20 protein-coding genes and 1 pseudogene are annotated in these 21836 nt (G+C 44.9%); 12 read left to right on the top strand and 9 right to left on the bottom strand.

The features are described 5' to 3' along the window. Window positions 1–397 precede the first annotated feature (397 nt). From PMG71_RS18500 to PMG71_RS18520, 5 genes are all read left to right on the top strand, one after another. Window positions 398–2458 (top strand): adenylate/guanylate cyclase domain-containing protein, encoded by a 2061-nt coding sequence (locus PMG71_RS18500; RefSeq protein ID WP_283755197.1) that lies wholly within the window; start codon window positions 398–400, stop codon window positions 2456–2458. Between the two features lie 94 nt (window positions 2459–2552). After that, window positions 2553–3203 carry a DUF3386 domain-containing protein gene (locus PMG71_RS18505; protein ID WP_283755198.1) on the top strand — a complete coding sequence of 217 codons (651 nt, stop codon included), beginning with the start codon at window positions 2553–2555 and terminating at the stop codon, window positions 3201–3203. A 74-nt stretch (window positions 3204–3277) separates the two neighbouring features. Next, window positions 3278–3532, top strand: coding sequence for a NifU family protein (locus PMG71_RS18510; RefSeq protein WP_283755199.1), 255 nt, complete (start codon window positions 3278–3280; stop codon window positions 3530–3532). A gap of 112 nt (window positions 3533–3644) precedes the next feature. Next, window positions 3645–4934, top strand: coding sequence for an ABC transporter substrate-binding protein (locus PMG71_RS18515; protein ID WP_283755200.1), 1290 nt, complete (start codon window positions 3645–3647; stop codon window positions 4932–4934). A 143-nt stretch (window positions 4935–5077) separates the two neighbouring features. Then, window positions 5078–6190 (top strand): trypsin-like serine protease, encoded by a 1113-nt coding sequence (locus PMG71_RS18520; protein ID WP_283755201.1) that lies wholly within the window; start codon window positions 5078–5080, stop codon window positions 6188–6190. Between the two features lie 326 nt (window positions 6191–6516). On the opposite strand, the gene thiS is transcribed toward PMG71_RS18520, so the two are convergent. Beyond that, window positions 6517–6726, bottom strand: coding sequence for a sulfur carrier protein ThiS (gene thiS / locus PMG71_RS18525; RefSeq protein ID WP_283755202.1), 210 nt, complete (start codon window positions 6724–6726; stop codon window positions 6517–6519). A gap of 2 nt (window positions 6727–6728) precedes the next feature. Beyond that, entirely contained in the window at window positions 6729–7814 is a 1086-nt protein-coding gene (locus PMG71_RS18530; protein ID WP_347179333.1) for a thiamine phosphate synthase, read from the bottom strand. 240 nt (window positions 7815–8054) lie between these two features. On the opposite strand from PMG71_RS18530, the gene bchM reads away from it, so the two are divergent. Continuing rightward, window positions 8055–8759 (top strand): magnesium protoporphyrin IX methyltransferase, encoded by a 705-nt coding sequence (gene bchM / locus PMG71_RS18535; RefSeq protein ID WP_283755204.1) that lies wholly within the window; start codon window positions 8055–8057, stop codon window positions 8757–8759. A gap of 105 nt (window positions 8760–8864) precedes the next feature. Here bchM and PMG71_RS24205 read toward each other — a convergent pair. Continuing rightward, window positions 8865–9023, bottom strand: a pseudogene (locus PMG71_RS24205) (SDH family Clp fold serine proteinase); the annotation flags it as partial. 2 nt (window positions 9024–9025) lie between these two features. Here PMG71_RS24205 and PMG71_RS18540 point away from each other — a divergent pair. The 3 genes from PMG71_RS18540 to PMG71_RS18550 all read left to right on the top strand — a co-directional run bounded on the left by PMG71_RS18540 (window position 9026) and on the right by PMG71_RS18550 (window position 12990). Next, a complete protein-coding gene (locus tag PMG71_RS18540; RefSeq protein ID WP_283755205.1) occupies window positions 9026–10525 on the top strand; it encodes a DGQHR domain-containing protein in 1500 nt (499 codons plus the stop codon). Between the two features lie 150 nt (window positions 10526–10675). Continuing rightward, a complete protein-coding gene (locus PMG71_RS18545; RefSeq protein WP_283755206.1) occupies window positions 10676–11707 on the top strand; it encodes a DpnII family type II restriction endonuclease in 1032 nt (343 codons plus the stop codon). Then, window positions 11704–12990: a DNA cytosine methyltransferase gene (locus tag PMG71_RS18550; protein WP_283755207.1), complete on the top strand. Its 1287-nt coding sequence runs from the start codon at window positions 11704–11706 to the stop codon at window positions 12988–12990. Before PMG71_RS18545 ends, PMG71_RS18550 begins: the two co-directional genes overlap by 4 nt. Before the next feature lie 49 nt (window positions 12991–13039). Here the strand turns inward: PMG71_RS18550 and PMG71_RS18555 are convergent, their stop codons facing one another. Then, on the bottom strand, window positions 13040–13885 hold the full coding sequence (locus PMG71_RS18555; RefSeq protein WP_283755208.1) for a shikimate dehydrogenase: 846 nt from the start codon (window positions 13883–13885) through the stop codon (window positions 13040–13042). Between PMG71_RS18555 and PMG71_RS18560 the strand changes: the two genes are divergently transcribed. Further along, on the top strand, window positions 13884–16823 hold the full coding sequence (locus tag PMG71_RS18560; protein WP_283755209.1) for a GAF domain-containing protein: 2940 nt from the start codon (window positions 13884–13886) through the stop codon (window positions 16821–16823). The two genes, PMG71_RS18555 and PMG71_RS18560, sit on opposite strands and share 2 nt — an antisense overlap. A gap of 21 nt (window positions 16824–16844) precedes the next feature. Here the strand turns inward: PMG71_RS18560 and PMG71_RS18565 are convergent, their stop codons facing one another. From PMG71_RS18565 to PMG71_RS18580, 4 genes are all read right to left on the bottom strand, one after another. Beyond that, the gene (locus PMG71_RS18565) at window positions 16845–17426 is read right to left on the bottom strand and encodes a hypothetical protein (RefSeq protein ID WP_283755210.1); all 582 of its coding nucleotides are present in this window, start codon (window positions 17424–17426) and stop codon (window positions 16845–16847) included. Between the two features lie 74 nt (window positions 17427–17500). Beyond that, a complete protein-coding gene (locus PMG71_RS18570) occupies window positions 17501–17857 on the bottom strand; it encodes a VOC family protein (protein WP_283755211.1) in 357 nt (118 codons plus the stop codon). 9 nt (window positions 17858–17866) lie between these two features. Next, complete coding sequence (locus PMG71_RS18575) at window positions 17867–18241, bottom strand: J domain-containing protein (protein WP_283755212.1); 375 nt, start codon at window positions 18239–18241, stop codon at window positions 17867–17869. A 105-nt stretch (window positions 18242–18346) separates the two neighbouring features. Next, window positions 18347–18544 carry a hypothetical protein gene (locus tag PMG71_RS18580; protein ID WP_283755213.1) on the bottom strand — a complete coding sequence of 66 codons (198 nt, stop codon included), beginning with the start codon at window positions 18542–18544 and terminating at the stop codon, window positions 18347–18349. On the opposite strand from PMG71_RS18580, the gene PMG71_RS18585 reads away from it, so the two are divergent. Next, entirely contained in the window at window positions 18543–19706 is a 1164-nt protein-coding gene (locus PMG71_RS18585; RefSeq protein ID WP_283755214.1) for a pyridoxal phosphate-dependent aminotransferase, read from the top strand. The two genes, PMG71_RS18580 and PMG71_RS18585, sit on opposite strands and share 2 nt — an antisense overlap. Window positions 19707–19877: 171 nt before the next feature. After that, window positions 19878–20465 (top strand): class I SAM-dependent methyltransferase, encoded by a 588-nt coding sequence (locus tag PMG71_RS18590; RefSeq protein WP_283755215.1) that lies wholly within the window; start codon window positions 19878–19880, stop codon window positions 20463–20465. Window positions 20466–20855: 390 nt separating this feature from the next. Here PMG71_RS18590 and PMG71_RS18595 read toward each other — a convergent pair whose 3' ends face one another. Further along, on the bottom strand, window positions 20856–21776 hold the full coding sequence (locus PMG71_RS18595; RefSeq protein ID WP_283755216.1) for a DNA adenine methylase: 921 nt from the start codon (window positions 21774–21776) through the stop codon (window positions 20856–20858). Window positions 21777–21836: the final 60 nt, after the last annotated feature.

Raw genomic sequence — 21836 nt, forward strand, 5'->3', positions numbered from 1 at the left:
CAAGAGTTAATCCTTATGATTTTACTGCCCTATTTACAGGGTGGTCAGATGGGTTTGATTTTAGACAATGAATCAGCGATTCGGTTCATCATTCTCTACTCATTTGGGATTTTCGTTAAATAAACTACTTAAAGTAAACTATAAATACTGAATTATTGTAACAATTATAATCTAAAACCAGTGTTAATGTAAAGTTTTGTTGAATTCAATCTAAGAATTTGAATATTGAGAATAAGTATCTCCTGAAGATGGGATTTTCCAGGGAAAGCGTTATAATAAAATCTACCCCGATCCAAACCATGGGTAAAGAGTGACATTAAGGGTTCATCAAGTTTAAAATTATTAACACTTGTCATGATCTATGGTGGAGACCAATCTCAAACCAAAGGAAACCAGTATGAGAGAGATTGAAGAGAATGACCCTTTACAACATCAACCGTTAGTTTCTAAACCAAAAAGCAAAATTTCGGGAGATCAATCTCTGAATCTATCTCAAGATATCCCCCTCAGATTACTGTTAGTGATTCCCTTTATTTTACAAATTGTAGGAGCAGTGGGATTAACGGGTTGGTTATCTTTACGCAATGGTCAACAAGCGGTGCGGGAAGTCACTTTACAGCTTAGGGATGAAGCTAGTGCTAGAATTAAGCAAAATTTAGATGATTATTTAGAAGCACCTCGAATTATTGCTGAAGTCAATACTAATAGCTTAGAATTAGGACAATTAGATCCACAAGATTATTCCCGTTTAACTCGTGCTTTTTGGCGACAGAGAGATTTGTTTGCTCCCATTAAGGTTTCAGCGATTTATTTTGGTACGCAAGAGGGAGAATTTACGGGTTTAGGATTTCAAAACGATCAAACTTGGCAAGTGGGAAGAGCGGGTATAGAAACTGGGTTTCACTTTTATAGTTATGCCACAGATAGTCAAGGGAATCCCACTCAACTTTTACAACAGGGAAATGCCTATGATCCGAGGGTGCGTCCTTGGTACAAAAAAGCGGTAGATACTCAAGAGGCGACTTGGAGTGATGTTTATACAGATTTTAAGGAACCGCGATTAAAAATAACGCTTGCTCAACCGGTTGTTGAGGAGTCTGGAGAATTGTGGGGAGTATTAGGAGTGGATTTTGTTTTATCTCATATTCGTACTTTTTTGCAAGCGATTAAAATTGGTGAGTCAGGAAAAACTTTTATTATGGATCGCTCTGGTTTTCTGGTGGCAACTTCTACGTCAGAATTGCCTTTTGTGATTAAACCAGAGACTGTGGAGCGCTTGCCAGCTATTGAGAGTGAGAATGGAGTGATTCAAAAAACTGCTTTATATTTGTACGATCGGTTTGGTGATTTAGAGAAGATTAGAACAGCGCAAAATTTAGAATTAAAGGTGGATCGGGAGCGATATTTTTTGCAAGTTTTGCCCTTTGAGCAAGGACAGAATTTAGATTGGTTGATTGTGGTGATGGTTCCAGAGTCGGATTTTATGGGACAAATTCATAAAAATACACAACGGACGATCGCTCTGTGTGTGATTTCCTTAGTGGTTGCTACGGGTTTTGGATGGGTGAGTGCAAAGTGGATCACCGATCCGATTATGCAGTTAAGTGCGGGAAGTCGTCGGTTAGCAAGTGCTGCTCTAACACGCTGGAGCCATGGGAGTTTAGCGGAGAATGTGGAGGTTAAAGGGGTGGCTGAGTTAAAAATTTTGGCCCAATCGTTTAATCAAATGGCTAATCAGCTTCAAGCCTCGTTTACGGCTCTAGAAAAAAGTAATGAGGAATTGGAGTTACGGGTGGAAGAGAGAACGGCGGATTTGCGTCGAGAGCAGGAGAAATCGGAGACGCTGTTGTTAAATATTCTGCCGGAGGCGATCGCGAAACAACTGAAGCAGGAAACCCAGGCGATCGCAGAACATTTTGAATCGGTAACTATCTTGTTTTCAGATATTGTGGGTTTCACGTCTTTATCGTCTCGTATGGCTCCGATAAATTTAGTCAATTGGCTTAATGAGCTGTTCTCTAGTTTTGATTATTTAGCCGAGAAACATGGTTTGGAAAAAATAAAAACTATTGGTGATTCTTATATGGTGGTAGGTGGTTTACCGGTTCCCCAAGCGGATCATCAAGCAATTATGGCTGCTATGGCCTTAGAAATGCAAGATTGTATACAACAGTTTTGTTTGAAAAATGGGGAATCTATACAAATTCGCATTGGGATTCATACCGGGCCAGTGGTCGCTGGAGTGATTGGTGTGCGTAAGTTTAGTTATGATTTATGGGGTGATACGGTGAATGTGGCTTCCCGGATGGAGTCTTCGGGGATGCCGGGAAAAATTCAGGTGAGTGAGCAATTTTATCAGTGTCTTCAAGACCGGTTTGAGTTTGAAGAACGGGGGATTATTTCGGTTAAAGGGAAGGGGAAGATGAAAACCTACTGGTTGGCAGGGGTAATGAGTTAGGATTAAAAACCTTATCTCCCTATCTCCCCATCCCCCCATTATGTAAAAATGGTAGATGTGCAAAATTGATGATCCGAATTAGATCGTAGTTAAGATGACTCAAACCACCAACGCCCGTGACCTTTTCCAAAGTGCTTACGAAAATCGTTATACCTGGGATGACCCGTTTCCCGGAATGAGTGCTGAGATTGATGTTGAACAAGGCAATGAAATCTATAGCGGTTCTATTCAGATTAACCGAGATCTGACGATTGAAGTTTCGGGGATTGAGAATGAGACGGTGAAAAAATCGGTGGAAACCCAACTGAAGGATATCATTACCCATCGTAAACGTAGTCCTTTTGAGGATACCCATGGTAAAAATAGTTTTACTCTGGGAGAAAGGGATGATACGGGAGCGGTGGAGATCCAGGTTTCTGGTGCAGCTATGGGTTCAGAATATAAAGTGCGCGATCGCACGATTTGCTATGTCAAACGGGTGGTCGGTCAAATGACCTTTTATATTGATACCCATGAAACCTTGGATACAGGCAAGGGCTATCTACCCACCCGTTATGATGCTGTGTTTCGCAAGACGGAAACGGGGGAGTTAATTCAGCAGGTGCAATTTGAAGACCGCTATCAACTCGTTGGTGATTATTTTATGCTCACCCATCAAACCCTGCATACGGAACGGCCAGAGGAAAAGGTGACGACCCAGTTTACTTATTCCAAGATTAAACTGTTGGAGCCGAGTCTGGTTTAGGGCGATCGCCGAATTTCATTAATCGCGTTAGGATAATTGAAAGCATTTGAAGTCCATTGTGGTGAATAAAACCTATGTCTAGCACTTTAACCCCTCCCCTGGAACTAACCCCGGATAATGTAGAAGCCGTTTTAGATGACCTCCGTCCCTACCTGATGGCTGATGGGGGAAATGTGGAACTGAGCGAAATTGATGGCCCCATTGTGAAATTGCGTTTACAAGGTGCTTGTGGCTCTTGTCCGAGTTCGGCAATGACGCTAAAAATGGGAATTGAACGCCGTTTGCGCGAATTTATTCCGGAAATTGCTGAAGTTGAACAGGTTCTCTAGGGCTGGTAATGGGCCGTGATTGTAGGGGTGGGTCTAAAACTCATCCCTACTGGTGAATTGATTATTGAGCCTAGATGCTTGATAATTATGGTTTTCCTGTTTAGGTTGGTTTATGATGCTCTCTGTTCGTCGCAAGTCGTTTTGGGTATGGATGGCGATCGCCTTTTGTCTCACTTGGCTGATCAGTTGTGGCACTCCCCAACCCAAGGATTCTGCTTCCGGGGAAGTGGAGTTCTGGACGATGCAATTGCAACCTAAGTTTACGGATTATTTTAATACCCTAATTGCTGAGTTTGAGGCTCAAAATCCTGGAGTGACTATTCGTTGGGTGGATGTGCCTTGGGCGGCAATGGAGAGTAAGATTTTAACGGCAGTAGCGGCGCAAACAGCTCCGGATGTGGTCAACTTGAATCCCAATTTTGCCTCGACCTTGGCGGCTCGTCAAGCTTGGTTGCCTTTAGAAGATCGCATGAGTGAGGGCGATCGCAACCTCTATTTACCGGGAATTTGGAAAGCCAATACCCTCAAGGAGATGACATTCGGTTTACCCTGGTATCTGACGACCCGGATCGTCCTCCATAATCAATCGATTTTACAGTCAGCAGCCATTACCGAACCCCCGAAAACCTATGCCGAACTAGCACAAGTTGCCCAACAAGTCAAGGAAAAAACCGGAAAATTTGCCTTTTTTGTTACTTTTGTGCCTGAAGATTCCTCGGAAGTCCTAGAGTCGATGGTACAAATGGGGGTAACGTTAGTCGATGAGCAAGGAAAAGCCGCGTTTAATACCCCTGAAGGAAAAGCCGCCTTTGAATACTGGGTTGATTTATACCAAAAAGGTTGGTTACCCAGGGAAGTGCTAACCCAGGGACATCGGCGAGCGATTGAGCTGTACCAAGCAGGGGAAGTAGCCCTATTATTTTCCGGGCCAGAATTTATGAATGCGATCGCCACCAATGCCCCCACCATCGCCGAAGTGACCCAAAGTTCTCCGCAAATCACCGGAAGCACGGGTAAAATCAACGTCGCCGTCATGAACCTAGTCATCCCCCGTCAAACCGATCAACCCGAAAACGCCCTCAAATTCGCCCTCTTCGTCACCAACCCCGAAAATCAGCTTGCCTTTGCCCAAGCTGCCAATGTCTTACCCTCTACGGTAGAATCCGTACAAGAGTATCAAACCCAACTTAAATCCACCGCCCAATCTACTCCCCTAGAAACTGCCCGCTTGATCGGCTCCCAACAATTGGACTCAGCAGAAGTGTTAATTCCCGCCATGAAAGGACTAACCGAGTTAAAAGCAGCCATTTACGACAATCTACAAGGGGCAATGTTAGGGGAAAAAACAGTGGATCAAGCCCTATCAGACGCAGCCGAAACCTGGAATAGTATGAGTTTTTAGGGCTATGCCATAAGAGTCTCAGGGGATTGCCAGGCTACCCACCCCCAACGATGGTGACAATAATGCCGCTAGGATTACTGATTTATTCTCCGCGCAAAAATAGGTAAATTTGACGATCCTCGTAAGATTGAGAAACAATCACCATGGAAAACGATAAAATCCAATCCTTGTCAGTATCCTCTGCACTCTTAGCGCTTACCGCTACCGTTGGACTGAGTGCGATCGCCGCCCCCGTACAAGCAGGTACAATCCGTCACGATCGCTCCGACTCCCAATATCGCAATCTGGCTAACTTATTTCCCAGCGTCGGCTATCTCAGTGCCCGCAACTCCAGCAGTAGTTGGGGATGTTCGGGAACACTCATTGGCTCCAGATATGTCATGACCGCCGCCCACTGTGTCGAAAATGGCTCATACATGAATCAAGGCACATTCTGGGTAGGCAATAATCGTTATTCTGTCACCGGATTAACCGCTCATAGAGATTGGTTTGCAACCGGTCGCAATTTCGCCTTGGGTAATGACATAGCCCTTCTGGCCTTATCTGAATCCGTCAGGGGAGTTAATGCGGCTTCACTTTATACTGGTTTTGATGAAGATATAAGTTTGGGCACTTATGTTGGTTATGGTCAAAGCGGTAACGGTTTGACGGGAGCTATTTCTAACGGTGGAACCAAGCGAGCTGGACAAAATGTCATTGGCACGGGTAATCGACTAGGATACAGTACCAATCTTTTAGTCTCTGACTTTGACGACCCTGGTACTAGCAGATGGTGGGACTCCTTAAGCCAACCCCTCGATTTAGAATATCAGCTTGCCAAAGGCGATAGCGGTGGGGGTTTATTTATTAATGGTCGAGTTGCAGGCGTTCATTCCTTTATCAGTTCCCGTGATGGTAATACCAATGCCAGCTACAGGGACTACTCTGCTTCTACCCGTGTTTCCACCAAGAAAAACTGGATTTGGGGAGGATTAAACGCTCTCGGCAAATTTTTTGGAGGGTCTACAGTCGCTGAGTCTAATCCTAGTGTACCCGCCCCTGCTGCGGCTCCCCCTGGTGGCTCCTTGATTCCCTCTCTAATGGAGCTTAACCCAGAATATAACTACTTTGATCCGAACCATAGAATCCGTGTTCTTGAGGATACAGGTTTTTACGCCGATCGCGCAGATGTCCCAGAACCGAGCAGTCTTTTCGGGTTGGGCTTAGTCGGTGCATTCCTTGTCAAACTCCGGTTCCGTTCAGCAGGTAAAAAGTAATCTTCTTGCTCGATTAAGAAGTCAGCCATAGAGCTACAGAACATTACTCAGGGTGGAATATCATCTTCCACCTCCTGTTCCTGCTGGCTTCAGATTGACCATAGCCAAAAACCCTTCAACTGGGCCAGGCCAGTTAATTTTTTTTGTCTAATGGTGTTGAGGGTGGGCAGGGTCTACTTGTAGAATTGGAATAATATTGCAGTCTTCTCCTGCCCACCTTGCTGATATAGATTAATTGATTACCCGGACTTAATACTATTCGGCTTTTTGAGTCACTTCTGCTGCTTAACTGATCCCCGTAGTAAAAACACAGTTAACCGGATAGGCTACCCACCGCCGACGATGGTGACGATTTCCAGGCGATCGCCCTCTTTCATCTCAGTTGTATCCCAAAACTGGCGATGGAGGATTTCCCCGTTATACTCCACCGCCACCAAGCGCGGATTTAAGTCTATGGATTCCAAGAACTGGGGCAAACTCATGCCGATGGCACAAGTTCGGGATTCCCCATTCACCTGTAAGGTGACTTCTGTCATGCTCAACCCCTCCCGACTTGAGTATTTTGAATCGCTTTCATGGTTTCCATCCGCACCAATTGGGAGAGGAAATATTGAGTCACTAAGGTGGGTTGTTCGGCTTCCATAATCGCTCGCACTACGGCAATACGATTAGCGCCTGACTCTAGCACCTCATTAAAATTATTCACATCGATACCACCGATCGCAAACCAGGGAATGGGACAATGTTGGGCCGCATAGCGCACATACTCATGGCCAGCCGCCGCCTTATTGGGTTTCGTCGGCGTAGCAAACACCGGCCCAACGCCCACATAATCAGCACCTTCGGCGATCGCCCGTTTCATCTCTTCCGGGTTCGTCGTCGAGCGGCCGATGATTTTCTGGGGGCCCAATAGTTCCCGCGCCACAGCAATAGGCAGATCCTGTTGTCCCAGATGGACTCCATCCGCATCCACTGCCAACGCCAAATCTACCCGGTCATTAATCAAGAATAAAGCACCATAGCGATCGCACAATTGGCGCAAACTCTGAGCCAAAGCAAAACGCTCCCCATCCTCAGTATTCTTATCCCGATATTGAATCAGCTTCAGCCCCCCTTGCAGAGCCGCCTCCACCACCTCCAACAACTCCGGCATCGGAGAAGTCACCAAATATAACTGAGCCTCCAAAAGCTGCTGATGGCGACCATAGGCCATGAGCTGGCTCTCCAGGGTATACACCCGATAGCGCATTTGCTTACACACCCGTCCCATCTGCCGGTCTTCCAGTTTCCCATACTCCTCCAGAACCCGCAGCGCCTCCTCAACCCGGCACAAATTCGCCTGGAGCAACTGATGAATCGTTCCCCGATACTCTTCCCGCTCATGGGTTAACTGGGTTCCCGGATCGTCCGGCGTATTCCGCGCTGCCCGAATTTCCGCCGTATGCCATTGGGCCAATTCCTGGCGCAACCGCTTACACTCCTCCGTCAGATCCGGATTATTCAACCCAAACCGACACCACTCCTCAATAATCCGCAGTCCTTCTCTGGCGCGGTCTAGATTAGCATCCAAAATGCGATAAATTACAGATTTTCCCATAACGTGACCGTTGTATAGCTCCGCCATTACCCCGTTTTGATGATTGACCATTAGGATATCCTGCCATATAGTGCTTTCCACTGGTAATAGGTGAGCTGTCAACTCTCAATCTTAATGGCATCTCCCAAGGAGCGATCGCCCCGTCATGCAGAGCATTCTTGATCACAGAGTAGCAAAGAGTACCTAGACTAAGAAACCGTAGCCTAATTATGGTATGCTCAAAAACTGGAGACTTTCCCATCCTGTGTAAAACGTCCTGTAATTCCTATGACCCTGGCAGAAGAGAAAAACCTAGTAGACGATAAGACCATCGTCAAAGACTACTTTAACCAAACCGGTTTTGACCGATGGCGGAAAATTTACGGTACAGAAGAGGTTAACCGCGTCCAACTTGATATCCGTAAAGGCCATCAACAAACCGTTGATACAGTTCTAGACTGGTTAAAAGCAGATAATAACCTCAAGGAACTGTCCATCTGTGATGCTGGGTGTGGAGTCGGCAGCCTCAGTATTCCCCTAGCTCAAGCGGGTGCTAAAGTATTTGCCAGTGATATCTCGGAAAAAATGGTGGGAGAAGCACAAACTCGCGCTCAAAACGTTTTAGGCAATTTGGATAATATTCAATTTACTGCCCAAGATTTAGAGAAACTCGAAGGTGAATATCATAGTGTAATTTGCCTGGATGTGCTAATTCATTATCCCCAAGAAAAAGCCGATGAAATGATTGGTCATCTCTGCTCTTTAGCCCAATCACGGGTCATCCTCAGTTTCGCCCCGAAAACCTGTGCTTTGGCGATTTTGAAGAAAATTGGCAGCTTTTTCCCCGGCCCTTCTAAGACAACTCGTGCTTACATGCACAAGGAGAAAGATGTGATTGCCAGTTTAGAGAAATATGGCTTTAAGGTTGAGCGCAATGCCATGACGAAAACCCGCTTTTATTTCTCTCGTATTTTAGAAGCAACTCGTTCTTAGAGTGGTTTTATCCCCCAAAATTTCCCTTTCTAAGGTAGATTTTGGGGATGAATTCTATGGTTTAAACTGTAGACATTGTGATGGGTTGGGGTTGAAAGTCCAGAATAGGGGAGCCAAACTTTTCCCAAAAACGACCTTAAGAAGACTAGCGGCAGGAAAATCACCTAATTGTGGATCAACAGGCCCTAAAACAGCATTTTCATCCATAACAATTTCAAATGAGATAATCAACCTTAACCCCAAATTCCCCATTCCCCCGCTCAAACATGCCCCAACTCCTCGTGCAACAAACCCAAATGGGACAAAGCCAAGCCTACCTCGCCTCCGTCACCCTCGAATGGCTTGCCAACCATGTCCGGTTTGCCCACCAACTGCCCCTCTTTCAAGACAAATTCGACCCCCAAACCCACAACCCCATCCGGGATGCCGAAACCATTGAACAATTGCAACAGCGGCCCCTCGACTGGTCGCGCCAAGCCCCCCTCGCCCAATATCTGGCCGTGCGTCCCAACCACAAATTCCCCCCCATCCTGGCCGTCATCAGTCCTCCCTGGGTCGATGAACCCCATGCTCCTGAATGGGACAGCCAAGACCGGGCTACTGAGTCTGCCGCCCAATTCACCCCCCTAGATCTCCACCCCACCCTGGGCCAGCTCAACCTCGATCGCAGCGTCTCCCTTTTTGCCCTCGACGGCCAACATCGGCTCATGGGCATCCAAGGACTCATGGAACTGATCCGCACCGGTTCCCTGCCCAAATACAAGAAAAACAAAAAGCCCACCGGCTCCAGCATCACGGCTGAAGACCTCTATCAGCACTACCCCATCGCCCCCAGTCAACTGCAAAACCTAGCCCAAGAAACCATCGGCCTAGAGATCCTGCCCGCCGTCCTCCCTGGGGAAACCCGCGACCAAGCCAGGGGGCGCATCCGCTCGATTTTCGTCCATGTCAACCTGATGGCCGTGCGCCTGAGTGCTGGTCAACTGGCGCTCCTGAATGAAGATGACGGCTTCTCCATTGTCGCCCGTCGTATCGCTGTTCACCATCGCCTACTGAAAGCAGAGAGCGATCGCCACCCCAGAGTCAACTTCGACAGCGCCACCGTCTCCGCCAAATCCACTGTTCTCACCACCCTCCCCGCCCTCAAAGACATGGCCCAAGCCTATCTCCAGCATCCCTATCCCCACTGGAAACCCACCGACAAAGGACTGATCCCCCTGCGTCCCGAAGATGAAGAACTCGATGAGGCGATCGCCACCCTCTCCAGCCTCTTCGACCACCTGGCCACCCTTCCCAGCTACCAAGCCCTCGAAACCGGAGCCTTATCTACCGACCTGCGCCGCTTCAGCTTTGAGAGCATGGATGGCAAGGGTCACATGCTCTTCCGTCCCGTCGGTCAAATTGCCCTCGTTCGGGCGATCGGTATCCTCGTTTACCAACACCACCTCAGCTTAACCCGCATCTTCACCCAACTGTACACCTACGACACCCAAGGCGGCTTCAGTCACATCGATCACCCCGAATCCCTCTGGTACGGCATCCTCTTCAACCCCACCAAAAAGCGCATCCAAGTCTCCGGCCGAGATCTCGCCACCCGTCTGATCATCCACCTCATCAACGACACCCCCGATCCCCTAGAAAGGGCCCAACTCCGCCAAGACCTCGCCAACGCCCGCACCTTCCAAGACAAAGCCCTCAACTTCGACGGTAAACTCGTCCACCCCCGGCAACTCACCCTCCCAAGTCAACTCAAAATCAAAAATTAACTCTTCACCCTCTCCGTGTCCCTCCGTGGTATATCCGCTTCAAATGTGTCAAAATAAATTCACACTGCAAAAATAACAACAGGACAGAAAACCTAGGGGCCGGCGATCGCAATTCTTGCTAGTATTTAACTACACTATTTTTTCATGATTATGGAAAACTATACTAGAGATATCACCACCTTACAATCTCAGGCAACCCTTTGGTGGCCTGACACTCTAAAAAAACAAAATACAGCCATCAGTATTTTACCCAGATTACTAGAAACACAGGATGATTTTATTGCCCTGTTACAACTTAATAAAAGTAGTCCTACACAAATTTTTAATTTAATTAAAGCAGCCAATTTTCCTGCCAATTTATTTCTTAAGCATTTATGTATTCTTTCTGACTATGGTGGAGAACCTATGCAACGTCTAGGAAAAAGCTTTACCCATATTTTTACCAAAACTGATTACACAGGAAAGCGAGTTATGGATTATATGTGGCGAGGCAACAGTTATCAGTATCTTTTTGAGTCAATGCCTGTTAAAAATTTGAGTAATGCAAAACTTCATATTGATGGTCGTGGATTACAAAAAAATAAACCTTTAGATGGACTTAAACGTGATATGGTTATGGTATTGCTACATGCCAGCACTTCTAATGTATCAGATCGAGCGGGTTTAGATAATTGTCTGATTGGTTCTTTACTTGGGGATGAAGTTGCATTACAGAATTACATCCGACAAAGATATATCGTTGTTAGCCGTATTACAGGTGGCTCAAATGCAAATTCTATGGGACAATTAGCCCAGAATTATGTTGTTGAATATTTAAAGCAAAAACTGGGAAATCAATTAGATATTATCAGTAATAGTTCAATTGAAATAGAAACTCAACATCACAAGCAAACCATACCTTTTGATATAGTAGTCAGTAATCCAAACAAAAAAGTTGGTATTGAAGTCAGTTTTCAAGTGACTACAAATAGCACTATAGAGCGTAAAGCTGGTCAGGCGGCAACCCGAAAAATGATGATCGATGAAGTTGGCTATAAAATCGCCTATATTATTGATGGAGCAGGAAATTTTCAGCGCTCTGCCGCTATTTCTAGCTTGTGTCAGAATAGTGATTGTACAGTGGCTTATTCCGATCAAGAATTTGATGTTTTGGTTGATTTTTTGCGTGAGACTTTACTATGATCCGTTTTATTGATATTTTTGCTGGTATTGGGGGAATGAGACTGGGTTTTGAGAAAGCCTGTAACGATTTTGGCGTAGACTGTGAATGTGTCCTGAGTTCGGAAATAGATAAAAAGGCAATTGAAACTTATAAACTCAATTTTGGACAGGAACCCTATGGAGATATTCAGAAAATTGATCTTGTCCCTAACTTTGATTTTCTGCTGGCAGGTTTTCCCTGTCAACCCTTTTCGTATGCTGGTAAGCAAAAAGGGTTTGGTGATACTAGGGGAACCCTATTTTTTGAAATCGAAAGACTACTGAAGTCTTATCAACCTAAAGGGTTTCTTTTAGAAAATGTTAGAGGTCTGACCAGTCACGATAAAGGTAGAACATTTAAGACTATTATTCATCGTCTAGAAAAATTAGGCTATGGAGTCAGTTATTTATTGTTAAATAGTAGCAATTTTGGCGTACCTCAAAATCGTATTCGTATTTATATTATAGGGGAATTAGGAACAAAACCCATTCTCACACTGAAGTCTGATCGAGGTGCTACCGACTCCCATTCTTTTAAAAAAGAGTATTATCAAACCAGTCTTTTTAATCAAGGTAAATATCTAGTTAAAGTTAAATATATTTTGCAAAAAAAAGTATCAGAAAATTATTTTTTGTCGCCACAATTTGAACATCAGCTATATAATGCTGTTCAGGGTCAATGGGAAAAACTCCATGGAGTTCGTTTAATTGATTTTCGCGGCGGAAATTCTCTACATTCCTGGGATTTAGGGATTAAAGGTGAGTGTAGCGAAGATGAAAAAGATTTTATGAATGCCTTGATAGCCCATAGAAGGCATAAAAAATTTGGAGTTCACCAAGATGGAAAAAGTTTAACTTTAGAGCAAATCAGGACTTTTTTCCATCGAGATAACATGGATAAGATTATCGACTCGCTTATTCAAAAGAAATATTTAAAAGAAGTTGAAGGTAAGTATAATCCCGTGAGTGGGAATATGTCCTTTGAGGTGTTTAAATTTCTCGATCCAGAGAGTATTTCTATCACTCTGACTTCATCTGATGCTCATAAGTTAGGTATAGTCCACAATAGGAGACCGAGACGAATAACGCCTCGTGAATGTGCGAATTTACAAGGTTTCCCAGAGAGTTACAGGATTCATCCAGATGATAGTGCAGCTTATAAGCAGTTGGGTAATACCGTAAGTGTGCCAGTTATTCAAGCTATTGTAGCCGATTGGATCGAGAATAATTACTTACACAAAAGCAACGTTGCCCATCAAAGTTAATCCTGAACCAATGATTGTATGTTGACCACTTTTCTGTGTAAACACCCGCTTAGAGCGCATCCAGGAGCGCCCGACGCATCACCCCGACGGGAACTGGTTCATCGAGCCAGATCTGGAGGGCGGCAGCTCCTTGCTGAACGAGCATTTCTGTGCCATCAATAGTGAAGAGATCGAGCGATCGCCCCAATTTCAACAACTGAGTCGGACGGGGATTATAAATCAAGTCGTATACTATCGCTCCCTTGGGCAACTGAGCCAATAGTTCCTGCTCTACCGGAGTAGCATTAACATGGGGAGACATACCTATGGGTGTGGTATTCACCAACAAGGTGGTCTCAGAGAGCAGCTCCGGTAACTCATGCCATAAATGGACAATTACAGGATCTGACCAACTCTGTTGAAAGGCTTGCAAGCGCTCCAGATTCCTTCCCACCACATGCACTTGCTTAACCCCTAACTCGAAACAACCCGCCACTACTGCTCGCGCCGATCCCCCATTGCCTAAAATCACCACTTGTGATTCTGACCACTTCTGGCGCTCTTCTTTCAAGGGGGCAATAAATCCCAGCACATCTGTATTGGTTCCTTCCCATCCTCGCTCCGTGCGCCAAACCGTATTCACAGCACCCATGGCTTGGGCTAGTGGAGAAATCTGGGATAGATAGGGCATGATGGCCTGTTTGTGGGGAATGGTAACATTAAACCCAACCACGCCAACGGCTTGAAATCCCTCTAGAACAATGCCCAGTTGCTCTTGTTTGACGGGAAAGGGGACATAGACGTAATCAGCCCCTAGATGGGAAAGGGCGGCATTTTGCATAATAGGCGATCGCGAATGCTTAATCGGATCGCCAATAATGCCTAGTAACCGGGTGGTTCCTTGAATCTCATGCATGGGTTTAATCTCTCGCCAAAAGAAGGCCTTGTACAATCAGGGTATCATTGAGATTGATTGCATAGCTAAATCCGTTCAGATCAGGTTGTACGATATGATCGCCCATGAGAGCCACTCCCTGACTCCTTCTGCCAAATACTCTACTGGCCTCGATTTGGCCAGGGGAATGAAAGCCAAAACCCGGAATTATCGCACCCTGATTTCCACTGTGTTTTTCTGGACTTCTGCCCATCCTCTGCTGACGATTAAGGTCTGCCAGGTGATTGCAGATGCCGAAGATGCGCCTATGATTGGTCGCGAAGAAGAATGGATTTCTAACTTAGTGCAAAGGGAATTAATTCAGAATTGGGAAAATCATGAAGAATTAAAGCATTTACGCAGTATTCGCGATCGCCTCTTACAGCCGCAACTGGTAACCTTGAATCTGCTTAAATTGTATAAAAAAGTATTGGTAGAACAGACAATACTGGCTAACGAAAGTCCGGAACAGCGAGAGTTACGGACAATGGGGTTAGTGATGCGGGAAGAAGGAAAGTTATTAATCCATAACCGTATTTATGCGGGTATTTTCAATACTCAATGGGTGGAGCAGGCGATCGAAACCATCGAAACGGAGCTAGAAGTTGATGAAACGGAATTCCTGAAAACCTTTACCCAACTAGAGCGCAAATTACTCGTTTCTCAAGTCGATTTCCTCTCTGAAGGTCAAACCCCGGAAGAAGGTCATCAATCCGCCCAAGCGCTTTATGAAGTGCTGCGAGATGTGACTTCTACGGTAGGGCAGTTGCTCCGAGCCGAGCGAACCACCATCTTTTTGCTCAATGACGAGAAAACCGAGTTATGGTCTTTAGTGGCTCAAAATGAACAGGGTGAATTTTTGGATATTCATGTGCGAGTGGGTGAGGGAATTGCGGGAGGAGTAGCCCAATTGAAGCGGGTGATTAATATTCCTAATAATGTTTATGATGACCCCCGATGTAAGTTGGTGAAGGAATACGATCAAAAGTATAATTATCGCACTCGAAATATTTTAGCTTTTCCCATTTTAGATGAGCAAAAGAATGTGGTAGCCGTTATTCAATTGCTCAATAAAATTCAGCCCAAAATCGGCAATACTCAATCAAGCCAAGTGCAAGGATTTACCCGCAAAGATTTAGAGCGCTTGGTCAAATGCGTGCTTCCCATTCGGCAAATTTTACAAGCTTGTCAATCCTCCTATAAAGCGACTAAAAAGTTACGCGCAACTGCGGCACTTACGGAAGCGACGCGATCGCTCGATCAGATTAACCTCGATACTCAAACCGTCTTACATCGGGTGATGAATACGGCGAAAAAACTGATGAATGCTGACCGCTCTACCCTGTGGTTATACGATCCTCAAGCTGGGGATTTATGGACAGAATTACCCGGAAAAGGTAAAGTTCGGTGTCCAATTGGGGTGGGATTTGTCGGTGAAGTTGCCCAAACCAAACACACCCTCAATATTCCCTTTGACCTCTACAACGATCCCAATGCGGAAAATGCTAAACGCACCGATGCCCAAACCCGCTATCGGACTTGTAGTTTGCTCTGTATGCCCATCGAAAGTCCGGAAGGGGAATTACTCGGTGTGACTCAATTGGTCAACAAACGTAAACCGGGTAATCATCCTGAATATAATAAAGACGATTGGCCGGCAGTTCCCGATTATTTGAAAGCGAGTTTTGACCGCAACGATCAACAAACCATGCAGTTATTTAATGAACGGGTAGCCGTACTGCTTCAGTTCATTAGAAGCCATGAAACCTTGAAAAAACAAGCCCAAATTAATCCCATTGAGGTGACCCAACAAAGCTTGATTCTGCTCAGTCAAATGGAGCTGGATCGCACTTCTAATCAGCAGGCTGCTTATCATTCTTTAGTGCATTTTCTCCAACCGTTACATCGTTCTATTGAACAGGCGATCGGGGTGGCTAAAGCAACTCTATTTATTTTGGATTCTAGCCGCCATCAACTCTGGTCTGTGGTTTTAGATGCCGAGAAAAACCCTAAGTTTATTACGGTTTCTACAGAGCAAGGGTTAGCGAAGACTATTGTCAGTACCCAAGACTTTAAGGGAACGAATAAATTAGGGAATTTAGCCGATCCGCTTGTGGTTCAAGGGGCAGGGAAACTGGCTAATTATAGTCAGTTATTTCTCTTTCCTCTCATCAGCGATCAAAAGGAATTAGTGGGAGTGGTACGCTTATTTAATAAACAAACTGACGGCCGTCTCGATCCCAAAGGATTTAACCGTAGTGATGCCGATCGCCTTCGGGAGTATACCCAGTTAATTACGCCTATTCTCCAAGGCTTCCAATCCTTCTATACTGAGATTCCGACTCTGAAAAAATCAGGTCTCATGGTCGATCCGTTAACTCATGCTCTGAATCTAATTAAAAGCAGTAGCAGTTCTGAAGAAGAAATCATTCGTAATGTGATGCAAGCGGCTAAAACTTTAACGGATGCTGACCGTTCTACCCTTTGGTTAATCGATCGAGCGAATAAACAGTTATGGACGAAATTGCCTCAAAGTGATGGCTCTTTAATTGATATTCGTATTCCGATGGGAGAGGGATTTGCTGGTCGTGTTGCTCTGACGGGACAACCGTTGAATATTCCTTTTGATTTGTATGATTATCCGGGATCGGAAATTGCCCAACAAACGGATAAAAAGACGGGTTATAGAACCTCTAGTTTACTCTGTATGCCGGTGTTATCCAAAGATGGGCAACCCTGGGGAGTTACCCAGTTAGTGAATAAGCGTAAATCAGGACAGTTTGCTGCCTACGATCCCAGCACTTGGCCCCAAGCTCCAGAACAATTTAAGACGAGTTTTAGTGTTAAGGATCAAGAGGATATGGAGGTTCTAAATGCCCAGGTGGGAGAGGTTTTACCTGGAATTTTAGAGGAGAGTTAGGTGGGGACTTTAGGGTAGGGTCTATCGGGAAGACAACCACTGAGCGTCGGGTTCTAAAATCCAGAGGGTATACTCTGGAGAATTGGGAATAATGATAATTTTATCGCCTTTTTGGGCGAGACGTAGGGCGATTTCTGAGGCTTGATGAATATCAGAAAAAGTTTTAAATAGGCTGTAATATTGGTTGTCAAATTGGAGGGCTTCTAGGTCATCGTTTAAGTCGGGAACTTTAATATATCCGAGCTGATAGACTTCTGGATCGTTGAGAATTTTATAGGGAGGTTCAGGAGGATTGGCAGGGGTTTGAGTTTTCTCTGATTTTTTTTCGGAACGGGAAACGGGAGAACCTTGGGCTTCTTCGACCCAAACAGCGCTTCCTTTGGGAGTCGGGGTAATGATGACTTCATCTCCTCTTTTACTGAGGCGTTGGGCAATGGTTTCGGCGCGTTTGCTGTCTGTAAATACTTGAAATAGACTGTAGTAGCGTTCGTTGACTCGAATGGCAGCAATGGCATGATCTAAGTCGGGTACGTTAATCCGACAAGGTTTATATTGACTGCGATCGCTGAGAATTTGGTAAGAGGTGGCTGGGGAATTGACCATTATAATTTAGAGAGAGATAGATTCACGGCTTTTATTTATTGTAAAAGCGGTTGGTCAGAATGTCTTAAGGAAAATTACAGATTTTGATGGACGATCAACCGATTGCCATCGGGATCGTAGGTATAGATTTCCTGACCATGGGAAGCGGTTTGAATTTCTCCAGGAGGAGGATAACCTAAATGATGTAAGTGGGCGATCGCCTCCTGAATGTCTTCAACTTCTACACATAAACTCATTGTGCCTGGGGTAGAGGACTGAAATTCCTGGCGATCGCGGGGCTGAAATATCCCCAAGCGCAACCCCCCAACGACAAACTCTATATAAACCCCTGGAATTTCTCCCTGTGCTTGTGTCTGGAGCAAGCCGCTATAAAAAATTTTGAGCTGTTCTAAGTTTTCCGTTGCGATCGTAACCCAGAGTTCGGAAACCATGTTACTCCACTAATCCAACCAGTTTTGCATATCCCGGCTATGGTGACGAATATAATCATCCAGCACCCGGTTATAATCTTCTCTTGTGGCTTGTGAAAAGCCAGAGGACTGATAAGCCTGTGGTTCAGGGGTTTTTGCTTGTCTCCAAGGGCGATCGCCCCCATGCACCGATGGCATCATCCAATTTTGTTTTGACTTGAGTTGCTCATAGGCTCCATTAAGCTGTTTAATTTTTTCTTGGGCTTTGTTATAGAGGCGGGGATGATGCACAAAGCGGTCAGGATGCCAGACCATCACTAAATCCTTGTAGCTTTCGTGAATTTCCTCAAAACTAGCGTTAGGGGCCACTTCTAGAATCTCATAACAGTGATGTAAGTGACGCATAACGACAACTCCTGTCGAGAAATAAAGAATAGTTTGCAGCAAATTAGGTCAGTTCAGGGACTTTCCACACATCAGTTCAAAAAACATTGCGTTTCCAGTTTTTATTTAAATTAACTTCACAGAAGGATTAGTAACTTGGATTACCGAATGTAAGGCATACGTTACAAACTCAAAGGCTAAAAAAAGTTGAATCTCTACCAGAAACTGGGAATTCTCTGCCAGAATAGACAGTTGGCGATCGCCAAGCGACTGGGCAGGAGTATCGCCCTTAATCAACCTATAACCAGGATCTGGAGCAACCATGAAGTTAGCATCTCGTGTGGCACAAGTAACCCCTTCATTGACCTTAGCAATCACGGCTAAAGCCAAGAAAATGAAAGGATCGGGGTTAGATGTGTGTAGCTTTAGTGCGGGGGAACCGGACTTTGATACCCCCGATCACATCAAAGCGGCTGCACAAAAAGCCCTGAGTGACGGAAAAACCAGATATGGCCCAGCATCAGGAGAGCCAAAACTGAAAGAGGCGATCGCCAAAAAGTTACAAAAAGACAACACTCTTAACTACCAACCGGAAAATATCATTGTCACCAATGGGGGTAAACATTCCCTCTATAACTTAATGATGGCCCTGATCGAAGCGGGAGATGAAGTGATTATCCCCGTTCCCTATTGGGTGAGCTATCCGGAAATGGTGGCTTTAGCGGGAGGAAAATCGGTTTTAGTTGAAACTGATGCTTCTACAGGCTATAAAATTACCCCAGAACAACTTCAAAACGCCATTACCCCCAACAGCAAGCTGTTTGTTCTCAACTCCCCCTCGAACCCCACAGGAATGGTTTACAGTCCAGAGGAAATTAAGGCGTTAGCCGAAGTGGTGGTCAAAAATAACCTGTGGGTGGTCTCTGACGAAATTTATGAAAAAATTCTCTATGATGGTTCAGTGCATCTGAGTATTGGTGCAGCTAGTCCAGAAGCCTTTGAACGCACCATCATTAGTAATGGGTTTGCTAAAGCCTATGCCATGACCGGTTGGCGGGTGGGCTATCTGGCTGCCCCTGTAGAGCTGATTAAGGCTTGTAACACGATTCAAGGCCATAGTACCTCCAATGTATGTACTTTTGCCCAATATGGGGCGATCGCCGCTTTGGAATCTTCCCAAGACTGTGTAGAAAAAATGCGCCTAGCCTTTGATGAACGACGCAAAGTAATTGTAGAGCGCATTCAAGCCATTCCCAAACTCTCGGTCGCTGAACCCAACGGTGCGTTTTATGTCTATGTCAACATTGGTCAACTGGGTCTCAACTCCACTGATTTTTGCGATCGGTTCCTAGACAACTACTATGTAGCCACTATTCCCGGTGTTGCCTTTGGTGCAGATGACCACATTCGCCTCTCCTATGCCACGGATATGACCTCTATCGAAAAAGGGATGGAGCGGTTAAGCCAATTTGTACAAACTCTGTAAATTTGGCGATCGCTCCTAGTTGGGCAATTCTAAAGACTCTATGCTACAGGATTTCTTCGCGACCATCCTAGGGCATAGATCTTCCTTTTCAACATCGCTTTAGGAGAGTCACCTGTATTAATAACTCACTCTCCTCAATTAGTCATCCTCATTTTCAAGGAACACTTTTGGATGAACAGCATCAAAAACACCGTTGTCAATCATTTTAATTTTTTAGCCAATTACTATGATGAAAAATGTCTCAACCGCAAAGCATACTTGCAATCCATTGATGACTTAATCTTGGCCTATTTACAGAAAAAACATAGCAAACCACTCAAGATCCTTGATGTCGGTTGCGGAACAGGAAAAAGAACCGAAAAATATAAATTAAGCTTGGAGGAATCCGTTGTTTACGGATGCGATATCTCTCCGATCATGATCGACATAGCCCAAAAGCGAAATATAGACAAAGCGATCTTATCTGATATGGCTCACCTGCCCTTCAGTCAGGAGTCTTTTGATGTTATCCTGTGTCTTTTTAATTCCTTTGGTTATGTCCCCGATCAACAGAAAAGATTACAGGTACTAACCCAATTTAGCAAAATATTGAAAAACAACGGTCTATTATTTATTGATGTTATGAACAAGTGGCACATGGGGGAAGGGTTAAATTACAAAAAGTCGATCTATTCTATTTTACGGACATATATTACTTCAGCATTCTCCTCTTCTATGTACGGAACAATGCTTTTATCCGCTTTGATGCGGACTTTTTGACGACAATTATAAATTTCTAGGGGATAGGTTGTATCATTGACGCGCACAGAAGCACGATATTCCCAATAATATTTAGCACTCCGCTTAATAGAGAGAAGACAAATGACATTATTCCCCTGTTGACGGCAAATAGAAGCTTGTGCAGGGGACAGATTAAGGGTTAAGACTACTCCAACAATGAATAGCCCTAGCAAAAGACGAGATAAAAACGGTTGGCTGGGTGTAACTCTCATTATTCCGGTAAAAAATCAGAGCAAAAAATACAGCGCTTTGCGCTGTATCGGTGGACAGTAGGAAAAGATCCCCCCTTGCCCCCCTTAAAAAGGGGGGAATAGGAAAACCCCCTGCTTAAAAAGGGGAATTTAGGGGAATCAAATTTCTCTATAATTTTCAATAATTTCTCACCACAATCTCCTGAACTAACCCCCGTTTCTTACCCTTACTATTAATCATCCGATTCGCCGATACCCGCTCAATGGTAAACCCCTCATACAACCGTTCAAAAAAATCGTCAGTTGGGTCTTCATTTTTCGGATCGGAATTACTCAACATCATCTTCACATCATACAGTCGATCTAACTTGCGGAAAAACTGCCCTAACCTTTCCTGCTCTCGCTCTGCAAACTCCGATTGAGCATAAGCGGTAAACTTCGCTGTTTGACTCAGGGGGCGATAGGGAGGATCGAAATAAATAAATGAATCATCTGTAACCACGGATTCAGAGGTCTGAAAATCTCCGCCGATAATTTCTGCTTTCTGCAAGACCTCAGACGCTACTTGCAAGTTCTTTGCATCCAAAATTTTCGGATTTTTATATTTCCCCGGAGGCACATTAAACTCCCCCTTACTATTGAGCCGAAACAGACCATTAAAACAAGTGCGATTCAGGAAAATTAGCCAACTCGCTCTGACTGTCGAATCTGGAGAATACTTTTCATAATTAAACTCTAGTCTTTGGCTATTATAATGTTCCCGAATCAGAAAATAGAAATCTTTGCGCTCAGAATGGGTCAAACCATGATATTTATTTTCCAGTTGTTCTAATGTCGCCATCAAGTCGTCTGGATAGTGCTTCACCACCTGATACACTAACACCAGTTCCGGATTCACATCATAGAGAAAAGCGGAATCAAACTCATAGGTTTGCGCTAAATCAAAAAAGACCGCACCCCCCCCTAAAAATGGCTCAATATAGCGCTTTATTTTTCCCTGTTTTAATTCAGGGGGATAGTGTGCTTCAAATTGAGAGAGCAGTTGAGATTTACCCCCTGCCCATTTTAAGAAGGGTTTAGCGCGTTGATTTAATATCATTCCATTTCCCCTCATCCCCCTACCCCCTTCTCCCGCAGGAGAAGGGGGAAAGTCAAGAAT

This window comes from Roseofilum acuticapitatum BLCC-M154 (genome assembly GCF_030068475.1).
In the GTDB taxonomy this organism is placed as follows: Bacteria; Cyanobacteriota; Cyanobacteriia; order Cyanobacteriales; family Desertifilaceae; genus Roseofilum; species Roseofilum acuticapitatum.